The following is a 19,219-nucleotide window of genomic DNA, read 5'->3' on the forward strand; positions in this document are numbered from 1 at the left end:
CACAGGGTGTTCGCAGGCCGCTTACCGTTCGGTTATACGTCAAGGGGCCTCATCTGGCATTATGTCTTTAAAGCGCCACCACTCTCGGGATGGCCGGCGACGAACTCAAGGAATGGGACATGGCTGAGAGCAGCAACTTCGCCTTTTTCAAAGAGCACGATCCGGTTTTTTTCCAACTCGCCACTGCAGCCGAGCGCGTTTTTCCCACTGACCCCAACACGACGCTTATCAAACTGCGCCAGTTAGGCGAAGCGCTCGCTCAAGATCTAGCGGTGAGAGCTGGCATCGAGTTCGACGCAACCACATCCCAAGCTGACTTGCTGTTCCGCCTGAGTCGTGAAATCCAGCTCGACGGCAATATCCGCAACCTGTTCCATACGCTGCGCGTCGAAGGCAACAAGGCCACCCACGAATTCCGCACCCAGCATCGCGAGGCCTTAGACGGATTGAGAGTCGCACGCGCCTTGGCGATCTGGTACCACCAGTCATTCGGCAATGCAGCCAGCACCTTCAAACCTGGGCCATTCATGGTTCCCGCCGATCCGAGCGAGCCTCTGCGTGAGCTGCAGGTGCAGATCGAAAAACTTCGCGCGGAGTTGGGCGACAGTCGCCAGCAAATGGAGAGCAACCAGCAATTAGCCGAGCTGCTGGCGAAAGAAAAGCAAGCACATGCTAGCCTTGCGGAGCAAATGAACGAGGAGGCACATGTCTACGAGCTGATTGCTCTGGAACGTGAAGCAGAACTGTCCAAAGCGCGAGCCGATTTCGAAGCGCGACTGAAAGTGCTGCAGCAACAGCTTGAAAATCAGCCCCAAGCCGCCAAGCAGGTCACCAGAAAAACTCAGCAAGCAAGCAACCAGTTTGACCTTAACGAAGACCTCACCCGTATTCTCATCGATCAACAATTGAACGATGCCGGCTGGGAGGCTCATTCGCTCGAGCTTACCTACGGTAAGGGCGCGCGGCCAGAGAAGGGCAAGAACAAGGCCATCTCCGAGTGGCCAACCAGTAAGCCTAAAGAGGATGCTGATTATGTGCTGTTCGCCGGCCTTGTGCCTGTTGCCATCGTCGAAGCCAAGCGCAAGCGCGTCAACATAGCGAACCGCATTCCTCAGGCTGAGCGCTATTCACGGCAGTTGGTCATTACCAGCGACTTTCAACTGGCCGGCCCTGGCGCAGGCTGGGCGGATGGCCAAGGCGGTTATTTCAAGGTTCCCTTTGCCTTTGCCTGCAATGGCCGCCCCTTCATCAAGCAACTCGCAGAGCTGTCTGGCATCTGGTTTCGCGACCTGCGCAGCCCAGCCAACCTGCGCCGGGCGCTGCAGGACTTTCACACACCGAGTGGCCTACTCGACCTGCTCAAGCGCAGCCGCGAAGAAGCCGAGGCGAAGTTACAACAGGAAGGCTTCGCCTATCTCAAACTACGTAATTATCAGGAAAACGCCATACGCGCCGTCGAGCTGGCGCTGGGCGGCAATCGTCGCAACTGCCTACTGGCCATGGCCACCGGCACGGGCAAAACCCGCACAATTATTGGTTTGATGTACCGCTTGCTAAAGGCCGAACGCTTCCGTCGTATTCTTTTTCTGGTCGATCGCAGTGCATTGGGCGAACAAGCCATCGAAGCCTTCAATGAGGCAACCCTGGAGCAAAATCATACGCTGGCGCAGATCTACGACGTCAAAGAGCTGGGAGACATGGCTGCCGAAGCTGAAACACGAGTACAGGTTGCTACCGTGCAGGCGATGGTCAAGCGTATCTTTCAATCAGAGACTCCGCCGCCCATTGATACCTTCGACTGCATCATCGTCGACGAGGCTCACCGCGGTTACACCCTCGACCAGGACATGACCGAGGGCGAGCTGGCGATACGCGACTTTAACCAGTACTTGTCACAGTACCGCCGAGTGCTCGACTATTTCGACGCCTGCTGCATCGGGCTCACCGCCACACCGGCAAAGCACACCAGTGAAGTATTCGGTGCACCGATATTCACGTACAGCTACCGGGAAGCCGTGGCTGACGACTGGCTGATTGATCACGAGCCGCCGGTTCGTTACCAGACCCTGCTCAGCCAGAAAGGCATCCACTTTGCCAAAGGCGAGAAGGTCAACGTCGTTGATACGAGCACCGGCGAAGTGGATGTTGCGGAGCTCGAAGACGAGCTTGACTTCGAAATCGAATCCTTCAACCGCCGTGTGATTACACCCGGTTTCGACAAGGTTATTTGCGAGCAACTGGCGCAAGAGCTCGACCCGTCGGGCGACGAAAAAACGATGATCTTTTGCGTCAACCAGGCCCACGCTGAGCGAGTCAAAAACCTCCTCGACGAAGCCTTCAAAGACGTTCATGACGAGGATTACAACCAAGCAGCTGTACAGATCATCACCGGGCAAAGTGACAAGGTTAAACAGCTGATTCGCCAGTACAAGAACGAGCGCTACCCGAGCATCGCCATTACGGTCGACCTACTGACCACCGGTATCGACGTACCCCGAATCTGCCATTTGGTATTCATGCGCAGGGTCCGATCACGCATCCTCTACGAGCAAATGAAAGGGCGCGCAACTCGTCGCTGTGATGACATCGGCAAAACGGTATTCAAGATCTACGACCCAGTTGACCTGTACGCAGCCCTTGAGCCGGTCGATACGATGAAGCCGCTGGTGAAGGATGCGAGCATCAGCTTGGAACAACTGGTTGATGACCTGCATAACCCCGCAAGCTTTGATGCCCCGGGCAACCAGCCCGATACCACCCATGCCCACGATGTGCTCGACCAGCTCAGCCAGCGGGTTATGCGCATCCTTCGCAAGGCCACCCATAAAGCCGAGCAAAAGCCGCTTCTCAAAGACAAGCTTGCTGAGCTAGAAACCACCTGGGGCGTGGCCCCCGATAAACTGCATCAGCATCTGCACCAACTCGGCCCGCAGCAAGCTGCCCAGTTCATCCAGCAACATTCTCAATTGCTCAATCAGCTCGCTATGGTCAATACCCTGTTGGGGTCACTGAACTACCCGGTGATCTCCCAGCATACCGACGCATTGATGGTTCGTGAGCAAAGTTACGGCGATTACCAGAAGCCCGCCGACTATTTGGAAAGCTTCAACGACTTCATTAAGAACCAGTTGAACCAATCGGTGGCGCTTGGCGTAGTAGTCAACCGCCCACAAGACCTCACCCGAGAGCAACTGCGCGAGGTGCGCCTGCTGCTCGACGGCAACGGATACAGCGAGGTGAACTTGCAGAGCGCCTGGCGTAACCAAACCAACCAAGAAATTGCGGCCAGCATTGTCGGTTTTATCCGGCGCGCAGCCCTTGGCGAAGCCTTGCTGCCATTCGAGCAGCGCGTTGCACAGGCGATGGTGGCGATCTACAGCCTGCACCCTTGGACGCCTGTCCAGCGTAAGTGGCTGGACCGCCTGGCCAAACAACTGGTGCACGAAGTCGTTATTGACGAAAAACAGATTGGCGAAGCGTTCAGAAGCGATGGCGGTAGCACACGGCTAGACAAGATGCTCGGCGGCAACCTCACGGTGGTATTAGAGGCCCTGAATGACAACCTGTGGGCTCAAACGGGGTGAGGCCAACCACGCGCGCCGGATTAGCCACGGGGCTCGTCTATAAGGGATAATCTCCCTTCTTGCCCGCAATACCTAGAGACGCTTCATGACCGTTGTCGAGCTTCATCAAATCCTTGCCCGAGGTGAAGACAGTCGCCATCAGTTCAAGCGCGACTTCACTAATATCGACGCTTTGGCAGCCGAGTTGGTAGCGTTTGCCAATACGTTCGGTGGTTATCTATTGATCGGTGTAGACGACTCTGGCGCGGTTAGCGGGCTGAGTAGCGACGACATTGCACGGCTCAATCAGGTGCTCTCGAATGCGGCGTCGCAGAATGTTCGCCCGGCGATCAACCCGCTAACCAGCAATCTCCATACCGAGCAAGGGCTGATCATGGTGGTGACTGTCGAACAAGGGCTGAACAAGCCCTATGTCGACAGCCAAGGGAGCGTTTGGGTAAAAAGCGGCGCTGATAAGCGCCGGGTCACAGCTCGTGAAGAGCTGCAGCGCTTATTTCAACAGGCGGGGCTGGTGTGCGCCGATGCGGTACCGGTCACGGGTAGCAGCGAGGCCGATATCGATACCAAAGCGCTTGGCGAATACTTCCAAAGGCGCTTTCGGCAAAGCCCCGAACAGACAGGTTTGGAAACCACCCGCATCCTGGAAGATCTTGGCCTCGCCAATAGCAGCACACCCAATTTGGCTGGCCTGCTGCTGTTCGGCCAAGCGCCACAACGGCTGTGCCCGGCATTCGACATCAAGGCGGTGGCGTTTCCCGGGACAGTGCTCCACGACCGCCACTACCTTGATAGCGAAGACATCGGCGGCAACCTGCCGGAGCAATACCGGCGTAGCCTGGCCTTCATTAAGCGCAACCTACGCCATGTGCAGCGCGAACAGGGCTTTAATACCCTTGGGCAGTTGGAAGTGCCGGAGGAGGTGTTCGAGGAGTTGCTGGTCAATGCTCTGATCCACCGCGACTACTTCGTCAGCGCCTCCATCCGGATCATGATCTTCGCCGATCGCATCGAATTGGTCAGCCCCGGGCACCTGCCTGACCTGCTCGATACCGAGAAAATTCGCTTCGGCCTGTCCAACCGTCGTAATCCGACGCTCACTTCCCATGCGGTGCACATTCTCCCCTATCGCGGTTTGGGTACCGGCATCCCGCGTGCTATCGACGCTTGGCCAATGATCCGACTGGAGGACGACCGGCAGAGTAATCAATTCAAGGTGGTGATTCAGCGCGCTGTCGAAAGCGGGCCTCTTGAGGGGCTAAGCAGGGGCCAAGTAGGGACTAAGTCGGGACCAAGTAGGGACCAAGTGGGGACTAAGCCGGCGCTAGACGGTATATCCATGCAGCCAGAGCAGGTAACGCTGATACGCAGCGTTACAGATGAGCACACCGTACCAGAGCTGATGGCTTTCGTTGGGCGGAACAGCCGCACCAAGTTCCGCGATCAGGTATTGGCCCCACTACTGGCGCTTGGCGTGGTCGAGATGACCATTCCAGACAAGCCCAACAGCAGTAAACAACGCTATCGCCTGACTGCGGCCGGTCGAGAGCTAAAACGCTCTTTAGACGGCTGAGCCAAGCCAACCACTTCTTTGCGCCAGTGCAATCAGGCGCTTTACAAATTTCGCCACAGGTACCCCATGACCAACTCCGATATCGTCCAGAAGCTCTGGAACCTCTGCGACGTCCTGCGCGACGACGGCATCAACTACAGCGACTACGTCACCGAACTCGTGCTGCTGCTGTTCATCAAGATGGAATATGAGCAGGTGCAGAACAACGATAGCTTCGGCCACAAACTGCCCGAAGGCGCGCGCTGGCCAGACCTGGCTGGCAAGTCCGGCGTTAACCTGCTCAATCACTACCGCCAGATGCTGCTGGACCTTGGCAAAAACTCGGACCCGCTGATTGCTGCCATCTACGCCGATGCTCAAACTCGCCTCAAGGAACCGCGCCACCTTGAGCAACTGATCAAGAGCCTCGACGGCATCGACTGGTTCAGCGCCCGCCAAGACGGCCTCGGTGATCTTTATGAAGGCCTGTTGGAAAAGAACGCCAGCGAGACCAAATCTGGCGCCGGCCAGTACTTCACCCCTCGCCCGCTGATTGACAGCATCATCCGCTGCATCAAGCCGCAACCGGGCGAGACCATACAAGACCCGGCCGCCGGTACAGCGGGCTTTTTGATTGCTGCTGATGCTTACATCAAAAGCCAAACCGACGATTACTACGACCTAGACGCCAAAGCCCAGGCATTCCAGCGCAATCGCGCCTTTGTTGGCGTAGAACTGGTGCCCGGCACTCGCCGTCTGGCGCTAATGAACACACTGCTGCATGGCATGGAAGGCGACGAAGAAGGCGTAGTGCACCTGGGCAACGCCCTTGGGCAAACCGGCGCCAACCTGCCAAAAGTCGACGTAATTCTTTCCAACCCACCGTTCGGCACCGCCAAGGGCGGCGGCGGCCCGACCCGTGACGACCTCACCTACCGCACCAGCAACAAGCAGCTAGCCTTCCTCCAGCATATCTATCGCGGCCTCAAGCCCGGTGGCCGCGCCGCCATAGTGCTGCCGGACAACGTGCTGTTCGAGGCGGGCGTCGGCACCGAGGTCCGCCGCGACCTGATGGACAAGTGCAACCTGCATACCATCCTGCGTCTGCCCACTGGCATCTTCTACGCACAGGGCGTGAAGACCAACGTGCTGTTTTTTCAGAAGGGCACCGTGGAAAACCCGCGACAGGAGGAAGGTTGCACTAAGCGCGTTTGGATCTTTGACCTGCGCAGTAATATGCCCAGTTTCGGCAAGCGTACCCCATTCGGTCCCACTCACCTCAAGCCGTTCGAGGACGCCTATGGCTATACCCCCGACGGCGAAAGCCCACGCGCCGAGAACGTCGAAGGTATCGGTGAAAACAGCCGCTTCCGATGCTTTACCCGCGATTACATCCGCAACGAGCGTGGTGACTCCCTGGATATCAGTTGGCTAAAGGACGACAGCAGCCTGGATGCTGCCGACCTGCCCACTCCGGAAGTACTGGCGGGTGAGGCGATGGCTGAATTGACCGAGGCACTGCGTGAGCTGGAAGAGCTGATGAAGGCGCTAGGGGCGGGGGATGAAGTTGCGGCGCAGAAGCAGTTGATGGCTGAGGTCATGGGGTTGGAAGTGAGGATTGAAGAATGAGTGCTTCTCCTGCTAGCTGGAGTCTAGTAAAGCTTGGTGACATTTCCGAGTTTAAATACGGAAAAGCATTACCCGCGACTGTACGAGACGGTGGAGAGTTTCCTGTCTACGGGTCGAATGGAATTGTCGGCCAGCACTCGAGGTGGCTTTCCGTTGCCCCCACAATTATCATTGGGAGAAAGGGCAGCGTCGGAGAGGTTTGCTTTTCGGATAAAAATTGCTCGCCTATTGATACAACCTACTATGTCGATTCATTCAAATGCCTCGAGCCTAAATTTTGCTTTTATCTTTTGAAGACTCTTAGGCTTGGCGACCTTAACAAATCGACTGCCATCCCCGGACTTAATAGGCAGGATGCATATAATTTAGAGATAGGGCTGCCTCCATTAGCTGAACAAACCCGCATCGCTACCAAGCTCGACGAACTACTGGCCCAGGTCGATACCCTGAAAGCCCGTATCGACGGCATCCCAGCGCTGCTCAAACGCTTTCGTCAATCCGTGCTCGCCGCCGCGGTTTCCGGGCGGTTAACGGAGGAATGGCGCGCGAAGAACGGCGCCAAAATAGACGTAGAAGGCTCAACGGCGGAGACTTCAGAAGAGTTTGCATGGCCTATGGTTCGCCTCGGGGATGTAGCTTTAGATTTTTCATATGGCAGCTCTGCCAAATCTCAACCTGCCGGAGATATCCCTGTCCTTCGAATGGGGAATATCCAAGGTGGCCGCTTGGTTTGGGATGACCTGGTCTTTTCTTCCAACCCGGAGGAAATCAAGAAGTACTCTCTGCAGGTGGGAGACGTGCTATTCAACAGAACAAACAGCCCTGAGCTGGTCGGCAAAACTGCGATGTACAAGGGAGAACAACCTGCCATTTATGCAGGGTATCTGATTCGAGTCAGGTGCTCCGAGCGCCTTACCTCTGACTTCCTAAACTACTGCCTGAACAGCCCTCAAGGAAAAGATTACTGCTGGCAAGTCAAAACCGATGGGGTCAGCCAGTCAAATATCAACGCAAAAAAACTGGCTGATTTCCGGTTTGGTTTGCCCTCCACTGAGGAGCAATCTGAAATAGTCCGTTACGTCGACCAACTGTTCTCTTTCGCTGAACGGTTGGAAGCCAGAATCAGCGACGCCAGAATACGTATTGACCGCCTGACCCAAAGCATTCTCGCCAAAGCATTCAGAGGCGATCTCGTGCCGCAAGATCCGAACGACGAACCAGCCGACATGCTGTTGAATCGCATCAAGGCCCAACGCGCCGCCGCCCCTAAAGACAAGCGCGGTCGCCGATCTACCACGGAAGGCAAAGCCTGACATCAGGAAGAAAACAAACCATGTCCGTTCCGACCTACGATCAGTTCATCGAGCCCGTCCTGCGTTTTCTCGCCGCCCATCCGGAGGGTGCCAATGCGGGCGAGGCTCACGAAGCAGCCGCCCTGGCGCTTGGCCTGAGCGAAGCGCAACGGCAGGAGACCATCGCCAGCGGCCAGGCCACCTATAAAAACCGCTCAGGCTGGGCGCATGATCGGCTGAAGCGCGCCGGCTATTCCAGCAGCGCAAAGCGTGGCTACTGGCAGCTGACCGATACCGGCCGCGCATTCGCTCAGGCCAACCCTGCCCCGTTGAGCGCAGAACAGGTCGAGTATCTAGCTGTGAACTTCATGAGCGTGAAGCTGAAGACAGCGCCGGACGCCGCCTCGCTGGATGAAAGCAACGACACGTCAACGCCGATTGCCCAGACCGACCTCGCCACTAGCAGCCCGCAGGAGCGATTGAACCAAGCCATCCTCGAGCTGCGTACCAGCGTCGCGGGCGACCTGCTGGACAGCCTGCTGCAAGCGAGCCCGACGCGCTTCGAGCACATCGTACTCGACGTGCTGCACAGCCTGGGCTACGGCGCGAATCGTCAGGCGCTGCAACAAGTCGGCGGTAGTGGCGACGGCGGCATTGACGGCGTGATCTCGCTGGACGCGCTGGGGCTGGAAAAAGTCTACGTGCAGGCCAAACGCTGGCAGAGCACCGTCGGGCGCCCCGACCTGCAAGCGTTTTATGGCGCCCTGGCCGGACAGAAAGCCAAACGCGGTGTATTCATCACCACTTCCGGCTTCACCGCCCAGGCCGTTGACTTCGCGCGCTCGGTTGAGGGGCTGGTGCTGGTCGATGGCAAACGCCTGGTCAATCTGATGCTCGACCACGAGGTGAGCATCAGCTCGCAGCTTTACAAGGTGCCCAGGCTCGACAGCGATTACTTTGAAGAATCGCTCGGCTGACCCGACGCTTCAGCCCCCACTACCAGAGCGAAACAGGGGGGCGCTCCTGCGTGACTTGAAATCTAAAAGATGAGAGTAGCCATCAAAAGCCGCCCACCAAACTTCGATCTAGAATCCTGATGGAAGCTGAGCTCAAAAAGCACCATCCATCGGAATCCAGACCACGCAGCGTTCCAGCTGGTATCCTGAGCAAGTCGACCAATCAATTATTAATCATAAAAAACAACTAGATATAGACTTGTTTCAAATTACCCCGGCTCAGCAATCTACGATATCAATGTATCTATGACCGCGAGTCGGCACTTGAGATTTCGGATACACAGCGTCAATCCGACAGCCCAGACGTCCCTGGAACCACGCTCAGGAATAGCCCATCCCATCCAAATCCTCAGACTTCCCCCCTTCCCTGTGGTCCATTCCCCAAAGATACTCTCCTCCCCTGTTTCCCGTTGCATAAGCCTTCTCTGCGTCCTAGTCTCACCCTGTCGTTGCCAACCCAACCCAATGACACGACTTTTACAGGCCGCAGCGGTAAACAACTAAGCGGTCGCCCTTATGGCGGCTGTTACGTGCGGGCACGCTTGCGTGCGCCGGATCTTGTTGTTTCCGCCGGTCTGTCAACCCACGTACAGCTGCCACCCTCCTGGCAGGACGCAGTTTGCCGCCGCATCACCCTGCATAAATCGCAGCGCTAAAGCTCCGGCACACCAATAACCAGTACGTCTAAAACAACCCCTAAACTTTCGGATTTGTTTCCTTCCCTGTAGTCCATTTCCCAAAGATACTCCCAACCCGCCTTTCCCATTGCGGTCGTTTTTCCGCCCCCTTAGTCTCAGCACGTCGTTGCACATCAACGACTAGCTTTGACAGGCTGATGACGACCAAACACGCGGATGCCTATGGCGGCTGTGTGTGGGGCACCTCGTGTGCGCCGGTTTGGTCTTCACCGGTCTGTCAACCCATGCACAGCTGCCACCACTTGTTTGACAGCAAGCGTTGGTCGCTCCACTGAGGACCAGAACATGCTAAAGATCGTCCCGGATCCACCACCTCCACCCGCCACCCTGGAAGACACCCTAACCCTAGCCGCCGACTACGCCCTCTGCGCCGAAGCCGTGGCCCAACAAGCCCTCCTCATGCAGCCCCGCTCCCCGGCAGCCCCACTGATCATGGCCTCCATGCACGAGCTCGAATCCCTACGCCGCCTGCTGGAATCCGCCCTCCTTCAAATCCATCACCCTCCCTCGCGACACCCCACGCACTAACCCTCAAGCCCCTGGCTCAATCAAAACGGCAGTAACCCAGCCGCAGCACAAAAACAGCCAGCCCAAAAAACTTCAGGGAGCCACACCCATGTCCACCCCAGACACCCCCTGCACCCCAGGCCAAACCGTCTTCTACCAAGGCGAAAACCACACCCACGCGCTGTTCCGCATCGAGCCCGGCATACCCTGCCAACACGCCCGCGAACAGGCTTCGGAATTGATGGGTTACGCCCGCGACCTCACCCTCGAAGGCTTGATGGAAGACAAACCCAAACTGATCTGGGCCGCCCACTACCTCTGCGCACTCGGCAAAGCCCTGCTGGACGACGCTGAACTGGGCATGATGCGCTGAGCCTCCGGATCCCGGCGAAACGAGTCTGCTCGTAGCGCCGGGTCCGGCTCGTGGCTAAAGCTTGTAGGAGCTCTGAAGGAGTCGTGAGAAATTCGACGATCCAAGCCTAAGCCTTAATCGTTTCTTATCGCCTTCAAATCTGGCGCCTCACGCCGGCACATAGAAATACGTCAGCGGCACCAAACGCTTGGTCTCCGGATCAGTAGCTGGGTAATGCGCCATCAATGTGCGAGCCAACTCGTCCAAGGTCCACATGGTCAGGTGTACATTGGCTCGCTCCCCTTCGTACAAAGCTTCCTTAGTGAATCCGCCTGTACTCACATAGAGCCCGCGATCATCTTTGTGACGTCCACCTAGGAAGCTACGAATCTCATTACTACCCATACGCGCGCTACGGTGCTTAACCTCGACGACGATGCGCGGGGGCTCGAAGCCGAAGCCGTCAGGGGAGGCAATGATGTCTTTGCCCCGGTCAGCCCCTGCTGGAGATACGAGCGTTTTGTAACCCATCGCACGCAAAATGCCTGCTACCAGCTCTTGCATCTCTGACCAGTCCAAACCGTTGATCTGATCTTTAATGCGTTCGAATGCAATCTCTTGAACGCCTTTCAAGGGGTCTTCCAGGGCCTCAGGGTCTTCAATCGCTTCCTTTGGCGTGGGAGAAAACACTTTCCCGTTGGCAAGCGCCAGCAGCTCTTTCTGCGCCTCCTCCGCCACGTTGAACACCGTCAACGTCGAGCCGAGGCTGTTGCGGCTAGCGCTGGTTAATTTGTCCCTATCAACTTCGTGGGGGGACCACTCCACGGCACGCGTTAGTGACATGCCGTCTTCCGCTAGGTCCGCTCGATAGACGCATTCGCCCACGAACAGCCCAACGAGATAAGTCCTGTTTGCAGGTGAATAGGTGACCACCGCATCACCTGCTTTCACTTCGTTAACGAATCGGAATACCTGAGAGGCACCTGACACAGCACTGGCGTCTTTGATGCCAGGTTGGAGGTTTTTGTAAGCCTGAATCAGTGCTTTGCGCGAGACCCCTGGCTTAGCCTCTATCGCAAACTGTCCCCAGCCAATCGCAGCTAAGTTGCGGTCTCTGAAATCGTCATAGAGGCGTCCACCGTCGCCTCGGATCATCCACATGGTCGGCATCTGCAGTTTTCCTAACCTTGGTTTTGAGGGGACCTAGCAATCTGTGTGTGGGAAGTGAACGCACTCATTCCAACAGGTACAACTAATTGGCCATCACTCTATAATGCGGCCCCGCCGGGCGGGTTGCGCTGCGTCATCTGCGCTCGATCAAACCGGCGGAGCCTGGTTTCCAACCCAATCAAGAAACGGGTCACACCCAGGCACCACAATCCCGATCTTCACAAGGTTAAGAAATGGACGTCACCACCCTCCTCAGCCAGCACTGGGGCACACTGAGCTGGTTCATTCCGCTCGTCATCTGCATCTCAATACTGAAAACGCCAGCTGCCAAAGGCTACCTCGGCGAGCTACTCGTGCGCTTTTTCATATGGCTAGAGCTGGATGACAAAACGTATCACCGGGTACATAACGTGACCCTAGACACGCCAGACGGCACGACGCAGATCGATCACGTCATCGTGTCTATGTACGGCATTTTCGTGCTCGAAACTAAAAACATGAGGGGATGGATTTTTGGTTCGGAGCGCCAACCCCAATGGACGCAAAAGCTCTTCAAGCGCACGTTCAAGTTCCAGAACCCGCTGCGTCAAAACTATAAACACCTGAAAGCCCTTGAAGCCACCCTGGAGGTAGCGCCTGAGCACCTTCACTCGATCATCACCTTCGTCGGTGATAGCAGGTTCAAAACCGAAATGCCGCCAAATGTCACCCACGGCAGCAGGTTTATCCGGTATATCAAGTCCTTCACACAGCCCGTATTCACGGCCTCTGAAGTTGATACGCTGGTTCAAAATCTGTTGGATGGAAGGCGGGCACCTTCACTTGCAACGCACCGCGAGCACGTGGAGAACCTGAAGCGACGCAGTGATCCCACAGCCGACAGGCAATGTCCGAAATGCGGCAGTGCGCTACTGGTGCGGACTATCAAAACAGGTGCTAATGCCGGCCAACAATTCTGGGGATGCTCGACATTCCCGAAGTGCAGAACGCGGCAGAGTTTCTAGCCTAGAAAGCTTCTCAGAGTGCTCGCATGCTGCGGGTGCTCTGAGCTGAAACGTCTCCCATCAATTAGGACGGTCTCCGAGAAAGCCACCCAACATCGCTCCATCAATCACCTGATAATCCTACAGGCGACACGCTCAAAGCCCCCAGAACTTTCAGACTTTTTTCCTTCCCTGTAGTCCATTTCCCAAAGATACTCCCCAAGCCCATTTCTCATTGCACACCCCAAAAGCCGACCGTAGTCTCGCCGTGTCGCTGACATCCAGCGACCAGGTTAGCCGCCTGAAAAAACGTCGGACACCACAGCTGTGCAATACCGGGAAATCGGTGTTGTCGCCTTATGGCGGCTGTGCGTGGGGCACTTTCGAGTGCGCCGGGTGCCTGACGTCCCGGTCGGCTAACCCGCGTACAGCTGCCACCCTCCTGTTTAGCCGCAGCAGGTGGTCGCTCCACTACGTCAGGAGCCGTCATGTTAAAAATCGTCCCCGACCCACCACCCACTCCCGCCACCCTGGAAGACACCCTAACCCTAGCCGCCGACTACGCCCTATGCGCCGAAGCCGTGGCCCAACAAGCCCTCCTCATGCAGCCCCGCTCCCCGGCAGCCCCACTGATCATGGCGTCCATGCACGAGCTCGAATCCCTGCGCCGCCTGCTGGAATCCGCCCTCCTGCAAATCCATCACCCTCCCTCGCGACACCCCACGCACTAACCCTCAAGCCCCTGGCTCAATCAAAACGGCAGTAACCCAGCTGCAGCACAAAAACAGCCAGCCCAAAAAACTTCAGGGAGCCACACCCATGTCCACCGCACACACCCCCTGCACCCTAGGCCAAACCGTCTTCTACCAAGGCGAAAACCACACCCACGCCCTGTTCCGCATCGAACCCGGCATCCCCTGCCAACACGCCCGCGAACAAGCTTCGGAATTGATGGGTTACGCCCGCGACCTCACCCTCGAAGGCTTGATGGAAGACAAACCCAAACTGATCTGGGCCGCCCACTACCTCTGCGCACTCGGCAAAGCCCTGCTGGACGACGCTGAACTGGGCATGATGCGCTAAGCCTCAGATCCCCGGCGGAATGAGGCTGCTCATGGCGCCGGGACGTGGCTCGTGGTTGAAGCCTGCGGGAGCTCATCTGGCGAGGCGACAACTATCCAGACACCGGGGACGCGCTTTTGCTACGTCGCAGATATTCGCTGCATCAACATGCCAGTAATCTCAGCACTGAAAGTTTAGCGTTCCTACAGCCTCCACCTCAAAAGCAAGCTGCAACTTTCAGATTATTTTCTTTCCCTGTAGTCCGCTTCTCAAAGTCATATGAAATCCGCCGTTCCTATTGCGGTGCCTTTCCCCTACCCTTAGCCTCGCGTGTCGTTGCCTATCGCCATGCTTGCTTTGAAACTCCCTTGACAACCCAACATGCGGAATATCAAAGGCGGCGACGTGCAGGGCACCTAAACGTGTCTTTGCACTCCCTAATCACAAAACCGTACTCAAGGAAGAAACACATACCCATGACAGCCGAATCTACGCCCACAACCGTCCAGCAAAACCAATCGTCCGACCCCTCTACCCCCAACTCCACCCGGCAAGCAGTATTCAAACTGCTTGCCGATATCAAATGGTGGTTGCCAGTAGTTTCAACGCTTATCTCAATCTTGCTCCTCACCAAGTACCTCTGGGTAATCCATCACCCCGAGTTGATTTTGAGCTCGTTAGGTAACCCTTCAAACTTGGTTGCCTGGCTATTCTTCAGCTTGCTGGTACTCGCCTCACTGCTAATCGTCGTATCGGTACCCTCTTGGGTCTTCACGATGAGCATGTCTGTATGCACCGTTGACAGAGAGCTGGAAAAGAAGCTTGCCTCACGCTTTGGCCTGATCGTGGTTGGGGGCTATTTTTTGCTAGCACTCAACCTGCTGGGGGCAATCTTTGGTTACACCATGGCCCCAGCCTACTTCTTCCCTATCGTCGTAGCCGCTACCATTTGTGCGCTGTTGATTGTGCTTCGCCGCAATCGGCCCCTGCACGAGAAAGTGCTGGAACTGCCGCCTGGCCCGCGCAAACCTGCTCATCGCACACTCTATTACGCAGCCGTCCTTGGCTGGCTCGGTGTGCTGCTGGCATTCACTTCGGTGAGTGGCGTCATGCCCGCCCAGCTAGCCATCATGACCTGGCGAGGCGGAGAGAGCGATGAGGAAGCAATTTGGGCCATCGTGCTCTGCTTGCTGATCATGACGCTGTACCTAGCGCCAGTTCTCGCCTTTTACCTGACAAACGGCGATGCGATGCGCCGCATCCGTCAAGCCGCATTGACATTACTTGGATGCGTTTTCGTCAATGCGATGCTGTTGCCGGCCCTTTTGGACTTGTGGGTTTACTCCGCAGCCAATCTGATCAAGATCAGAGACAATACCGAGCTTCGCTATGTATTGAGCGAAAAGGATTATCCGAAAGCGGTATTCGGTAGCGCCACGTGGCAAATGGAAAGCTATGAGGGGTCCAATGGTTTGTACAGCGTCAGAGGGTTCCGTCTGTTCCGCTTCGGCGATACGTTATTGATCTGTCCCGCCAGCTACCGAGATGTCGGTTTGAAAAAGATCGACAGCTATGCCCATCGCTGTATTGCGTTATCCGACGCCAAGGTACATGTCGCCGCCCCTGTATCAAGCGACGATGCCGCAACGCAGCCCAAGCCGAATTGATCCTGCACCTGCAGCTACGCGTCTCTTCGTTTCATTGTTGATTGAACATCGGAGCGTCTTAGGACGGCTGTGCGTACCTTATGCCCCGGTTGATTAATCCGCGTACAGCTGCCACCGCTTCTGTTCAGCCGCAGCATGATGCGCTGACCCCGGCCCCCCCGGCGCACCTGCGCGCCGGGGCTGTCGATCAGGTCAAACCGGACCCGACACCTGGGGCACTGCGCGCCCCGAAAGAAAACGCGGCAACACCACCATATGCGGCAGTGCAAACGCCGCCAGCACCACGAACAGCGCCCGAATGCCGGTCTGCTCCTGCTGCCAGAACACAGCCCCACCCACCAGGGCAAACACCCCTGCCCCGACGAGCACTGGCCAGGTGCGATGCAGGTAGTCGCCCATCGACAAGGCACCTACCATGCGCTCACGCACACGGGTTTGGGGTTCGGCGTGCAGCAGGTAGAACCCGAGCGCAAACCCGATCAGCGGCGGGGTTACCACCACCAGCAGCAAGGTCAGCGCCAGCCGTAGGTCACGCTGTTGCCAGGCACTCATCAGCAATACACCGAACGCAATCAGCCCGGCACACGCCAGCGTCACCGCCAGCCATCCACCCAAGGCAGAGGATGCACCGGCCGCCATCGCCAGGTTGAGCAACCGGGCTACCGCGTCGCTGTGCAGCACCGCAGGCCCGCCCAGGATGAACAGCCCCAGCGCAATCTGCTCATGCCGCCGCTGGAACACCTCGTCCTCATGGGCGAAGTGCCAAACCGACAGCAACAAAAAAGCGGTAAGCGCCAGCGCCCCCGCCACTTGCCAGACCAGGGCGCACACGATGGCCACGCCTAGGTAACTGAGCACAAAGCGCCTGCGCTGCCCGTGCTCGATCAGGTACAGGTCGCTGGCCCCATGCAGCAGGCCAAGCCCGAGCCCGACCAGCAGCACGTAAGCCAGCGGTGCCAGCCCGCCTGCAAGGCTGGCCGCTATCGCCAGCCCCGCAAGGGCGCGCCAGCTGCGCCCTGTGCAGGTCATGCTCAGTAGCCTCGGCCGACCGGCACGGCGCGCAGGTTACGTTCCGAGGTGAAGGCGTAGACGACCTTGGCCAGCACGTCGAGCACCAGGAATACCCATACGGTGGTGGCGTCGCTCACGGCCCAGAAGCCTTCTGGGCCGACGGCGAAGACCACGGGATAGATCAGCCACAGCACGGTGAGAAAGCCTACGTTGCGGCGGTAGGCGGGGCTGACGCCGGGTTGTTGGCTGGCGATGCTGGCGACAGGTTTCCACAGCAGGTACAGCACGCCGGCAAAGGCGGCGCAGGACCAGGCGAAGAACACCCATTTGATCACGCCGTAAGGGGCCAGGGAGGCGATCAGGCCGGTGACGATCATGATCACATCGAGGGTGACGATGGCGGTGATGTAGCCGCTTTTGCCGTACAGGTCGCGGGTGCCGTAGTAGGCGGAGCTGACGACGCCGGCCAACAGCAGTGGGGTGGTGAAGGCCCAGTCCACGTAGCGGGCCAGGTAGGTGACGCTGCCGTCGACTTTGATCAGGTTGCCGACGCCCAGGTACATGCACAGGTAGGCGGTGCCGGCGATGAAGGGGACGGCGGCGTGGATGAGGGTGTGGCCCAGAAGCGGGCCGTAGTGTGCGCCTTTGATGTAGATGACCAGTGATGCCAGGGCCATGACGATGAAACCGATCAGCAAGGGGGTTTGGATCATTTGAGGCTCCGCTACCAGCAGTAAAAGGCCCGGGTGCATGCAAGGGGATGCCGGGGTTCGCCGCGGTTTATTTAGCCGCTTCGTTTACGGATGGAGAGGGGGGTGAGATTTTTGGTTCAAAATGTTTCGGGGGTCGGTTGAGATCTTTTCCAGGTCACGCGATCTACTACTGTGGGAGCGGCCTCGCGCCGCGATGGGCTGCGAAGCGGCCCCAGGATTTCAGCCCGCAGCTCAAATCGCCGGGGCCGCTATGCGGCCCATCGCGGCGCAAGGCCGCTCCCACACGGAGGGCGTGTTTCTGTCAGATCACCGAGTCATCGGAGCAAGCGCCCCTGCCAGATCACCGCCTCGTCAGCCCATCAAACGCCTTATCCAACCCCGCATCCGCATCCACCAGCTTCTGCCGCCGCTGCTCCATCCAGGCCTGATCCTCCTTCAACCGCGCCTGGGCCTCAGCCAACATGCGCCGCACTTCTTCAGGCTGCGGCCCACCAGTACCCTTGCGACTTTGCACCATGGCGCGGGGGGACAGGCTGGCGCGGAAATCCGCTTCGCTCAGGGGCAGGGTGTTGTCCTTCCATTTGTATTTGTCCGCCGCCTGGGTGAACAACGCCTGCGCATCGGCGTAGGCAAAGTCCTTGGGCAAGGTGCCGTCGGCGCGGGCTTTTTCGACGATCAGCGAGGCGAAGCTGTGGCCGATGCGGAAGGGGACGTGGTGCTTGCGCTCCAGGGTGTCGGCCAGCTCCATGGAGGTGGTCCAGTCGGCGTCCAGTTCTTCTTCGGCGCGTGCGGCGTTGATTTTCAGGGCGTCGAGCACCTGGTCCAGGCGCTTGAACATGTCGCCCGTAGAGCGGAACAGGCCCAGGTCGTCGAAGGCGGCCTTGTAGTCGGTCATGCCGGTGGTGACGTTGTGGGCGCGCAGGGTGGTGGCGTTGGCCAGGCCGACCACGTCGGAGGCGGCTTCGCGGGTGCGCATCAAGAGGCCAGGGTTGCGCTTTTGCGGCATGGCGCTGCTGGTGTAGGTGGCCCCTTCGTCGAGCAGCAGCCAGGGGCGGGTCTGGTGGTACTGGGTGTGAATGTCGCCGATGAAGGCGCCGATGCGAATGGCCGAGGACGAGACCAGGCCGGCGGCTTCCAGCGGAATGTCGTAGGTCGAGACTTGGCTGGCGTCCAGCGAGTTCTCGCGCACGCCGTCAAAGCCCAGCAGTTGGGCCAGGCGCTCGCGGTTGATGGGGTAGCCGGAGTTGGCCAGCACGGCGGTGCCCATGGGGCTGAGGTTCAGGCGGGCGTATAGCTCGTGCAGGCGCTGGGCGTCGCGCTCGAACGAGGCCTCGTAGGCCAGCAGGTAATGGGCGTAGCTGATGGGCATGGCTTGCACGCCGTTGGTGTAGGCCGGCACCAGGGTATCGACGTGCTGGGCGGCCAGGGTGAGCAAGCGCTGGCGGGTGGCGTCCAGGGCGTCGCCGTAGGCCAGCACGTGGCGGCGCAGCGAGGCCAGGCGGTAGGTGGCGTACATGTCCTGGCGGCTGCGCCCCGAGTGAATCAGCGAGGCCTCGGGGCCGACCTTGTTGGTGATGATCTGCTCCAGTTGCAGCACATCGCTGGGGCGCTTGCCGTCTGGCTGGGTGGCCTGGTCGATGGCGTGGCGTACCCCGCCTGCAATGGTCGCGGCCTGTTCGGCGGTGACGATGCCGGCTTCCTTGAGCATCACCAGCGAGGCTTTGTTGATGCGGTTGAGGTAGTCGAACTGGGTCTCGCCGTGGCGCTGGCCGTCGGGGGTCTTTTCCACGAAGGCGCCGATCTTGCGAGCCTGCTCGGCGCATTCGGCGGTGGTCTTGCACGGGTTGTCGGCGGTGTTGGCGGCCTGGGCCGCGGGGCTGGTGAGCCAGGCGCAGGCGATGGCAAGGCACAGCAGTGATCTTGTTGTTGTCATGGTGGGTCCGCTCGGGGCTTGTGGAAGGCAGGCGGGTTGGTGGCACCCTTGGA

At 58.3% G+C, this 19,219-nt stretch carries 15 protein-coding genes; 11 read left to right on the forward strand and 4 right to left on the reverse strand.

Translation table 11 applies throughout. The features are described 5' to 3' along the window. The first annotated feature begins 119 nt into the window (after positions 1 to 119). The 7 genes from hsdR (at position 120) to PFU01S_RS08155 (ending at position 10,648) form a co-directional block, all read left to right on the forward strand. Entirely contained in the window at positions 120 to 3,584 is a 3,465-nt protein-coding gene (gene hsdR / locus PFU01S_RS08125; protein ID WP_028687102.1) for a type I restriction-modification system endonuclease, read from the forward strand. Between the two features lie 85 nt (positions 3,585 to 3,669). Further along, a complete protein-coding gene (locus tag PFU01S_RS08130) occupies positions 3,670 to 5,154 on the forward strand; it encodes an RNA-binding domain-containing protein (RefSeq protein WP_028687103.1) in 1,485 nt (494 codons plus the stop codon). A gap of 66 nt (positions 5,155 to 5,220) precedes the next feature. Next, positions 5,221 to 6,762, forward strand: a complete 1,542-nt coding sequence (locus PFU01S_RS08135) for a class I SAM-dependent DNA methyltransferase (RefSeq protein ID WP_028687104.1) — start codon at positions 5,221 to 5,223, stop codon at positions 6,760 to 6,762. Next, entirely contained in the window at positions 6,759 to 8,075 is a 1,317-nt protein-coding gene (locus tag PFU01S_RS08140) for a restriction endonuclease subunit S (protein ID WP_028687105.1), read from the forward strand. Before PFU01S_RS08135 ends, PFU01S_RS08140 begins: the two co-directional genes overlap by 4 nt. A 20-nt stretch (positions 8,076 to 8,095) precedes the next feature. Continuing rightward, positions 8,096 to 9,031, forward strand: a complete 936-nt coding sequence (locus PFU01S_RS08145) for a restriction endonuclease (RefSeq protein WP_028687106.1) — start codon at positions 8,096 to 8,098, stop codon at positions 9,029 to 9,031. 1,022 nt (positions 9,032 to 10,053) lie between these two features. After that, positions 10,054 to 10,296 (forward strand): hypothetical protein, encoded by a 243-nt coding sequence (locus PFU01S_RS22605; protein WP_028687107.1) that lies wholly within the window; start codon positions 10,054 to 10,056, stop codon positions 10,294 to 10,296. 88 nt (positions 10,297 to 10,384) lie between these two features. Beyond that, positions 10,385 to 10,648 (forward strand): DUF3077 domain-containing protein, encoded by a 264-nt coding sequence (locus PFU01S_RS08155; protein WP_028687108.1) that lies wholly within the window; start codon positions 10,385 to 10,387, stop codon positions 10,646 to 10,648. A 147-nt stretch (positions 10,649 to 10,795) separates the two neighbouring features. Here the strand turns inward: PFU01S_RS08155 and PFU01S_RS08160 are convergent, their stop codons facing one another. Further along, complete coding sequence (locus PFU01S_RS08160; RefSeq protein ID WP_028687109.1) at positions 10,796 to 11,797, reverse strand: restriction endonuclease; 1,002 nt, start codon at positions 11,795 to 11,797, stop codon at positions 10,796 to 10,798. A 233-nt stretch (positions 11,798 to 12,030) separates the two neighbouring features. Here PFU01S_RS08160 and PFU01S_RS08165 point away from each other — a divergent pair, with 233 nt between their 5' ends. The 4 genes from PFU01S_RS08165 to PFU01S_RS08180 all read left to right on the forward strand — a co-directional run bounded on the left by PFU01S_RS08165 (position 12,031) and on the right by PFU01S_RS08180 (position 15,509). After that, positions 12,031 to 12,801 (forward strand): nuclease-related domain-containing protein, encoded by a 771-nt coding sequence (locus PFU01S_RS08165; protein WP_028687110.1) that lies wholly within the window; start codon positions 12,031 to 12,033, stop codon positions 12,799 to 12,801. Between the two features lie 467 nt (positions 12,802 to 13,268). Next, positions 13,269 to 13,511: a hypothetical protein gene (locus tag PFU01S_RS22610; protein ID WP_028687111.1), complete on the forward strand. Its 243-nt coding sequence runs from the start codon at positions 13,269 to 13,271 to the stop codon at positions 13,509 to 13,511. Between the two features lie 88 nt (positions 13,512 to 13,599). After that, entirely contained in the window at positions 13,600 to 13,863 is a 264-nt protein-coding gene (locus PFU01S_RS08175) for a DUF3077 domain-containing protein (protein WP_028687112.1), read from the forward strand. Between the two features lie 455 nt (positions 13,864 to 14,318). Continuing rightward, positions 14,319 to 15,509: a hypothetical protein gene (locus tag PFU01S_RS08180; protein WP_154665193.1), complete on the forward strand. Its 1,191-nt coding sequence runs from the start codon at positions 14,319 to 14,321 to the stop codon at positions 15,507 to 15,509. 192 nt (positions 15,510 to 15,701) lie between these two features. Here PFU01S_RS08180 and PFU01S_RS08185 read toward each other — a convergent pair whose 3' ends face one another. The 3 genes from PFU01S_RS08185 to PFU01S_RS08195 form a co-directional block, all read right to left on the reverse strand. Beyond that, a complete protein-coding gene (locus PFU01S_RS08185) occupies positions 15,702 to 16,538 on the reverse strand; it encodes a beta-carotene 15,15'-dioxygenase, Brp/Blh family (protein WP_033736847.1) in 837 nt (278 codons plus the stop codon). Between the two features lie 2 nt (positions 16,539 to 16,540). Next, positions 16,541 to 17,233: a bacteriorhodopsin gene (locus PFU01S_RS08190; RefSeq protein WP_028687114.1), complete on the reverse strand. Its 693-nt coding sequence runs from the start codon at positions 17,231 to 17,233 to the stop codon at positions 16,541 to 16,543. Positions 17,234 to 17,573: 340 nt separating this feature from the next. Continuing rightward, on the reverse strand, positions 17,574 to 19,166 hold the full coding sequence (locus tag PFU01S_RS08195) for an argininosuccinate lyase (protein ID WP_028687115.1): 1,593 nt from the start codon (positions 19,164 to 19,166) through the stop codon (positions 17,574 to 17,576). Between the last annotated feature and the right edge of the window lie 53 nt (positions 19,167 to 19,219).

The sequence above is a fragment of the Pseudomonas fulva NBRC 16637 = DSM 17717 genome, assembly GCF_000730565.1.
Classification (GTDB): Bacteria; Pseudomonadota; Gammaproteobacteria; order Pseudomonadales; family Pseudomonadaceae; genus Aquipseudomonas; species Aquipseudomonas fulva.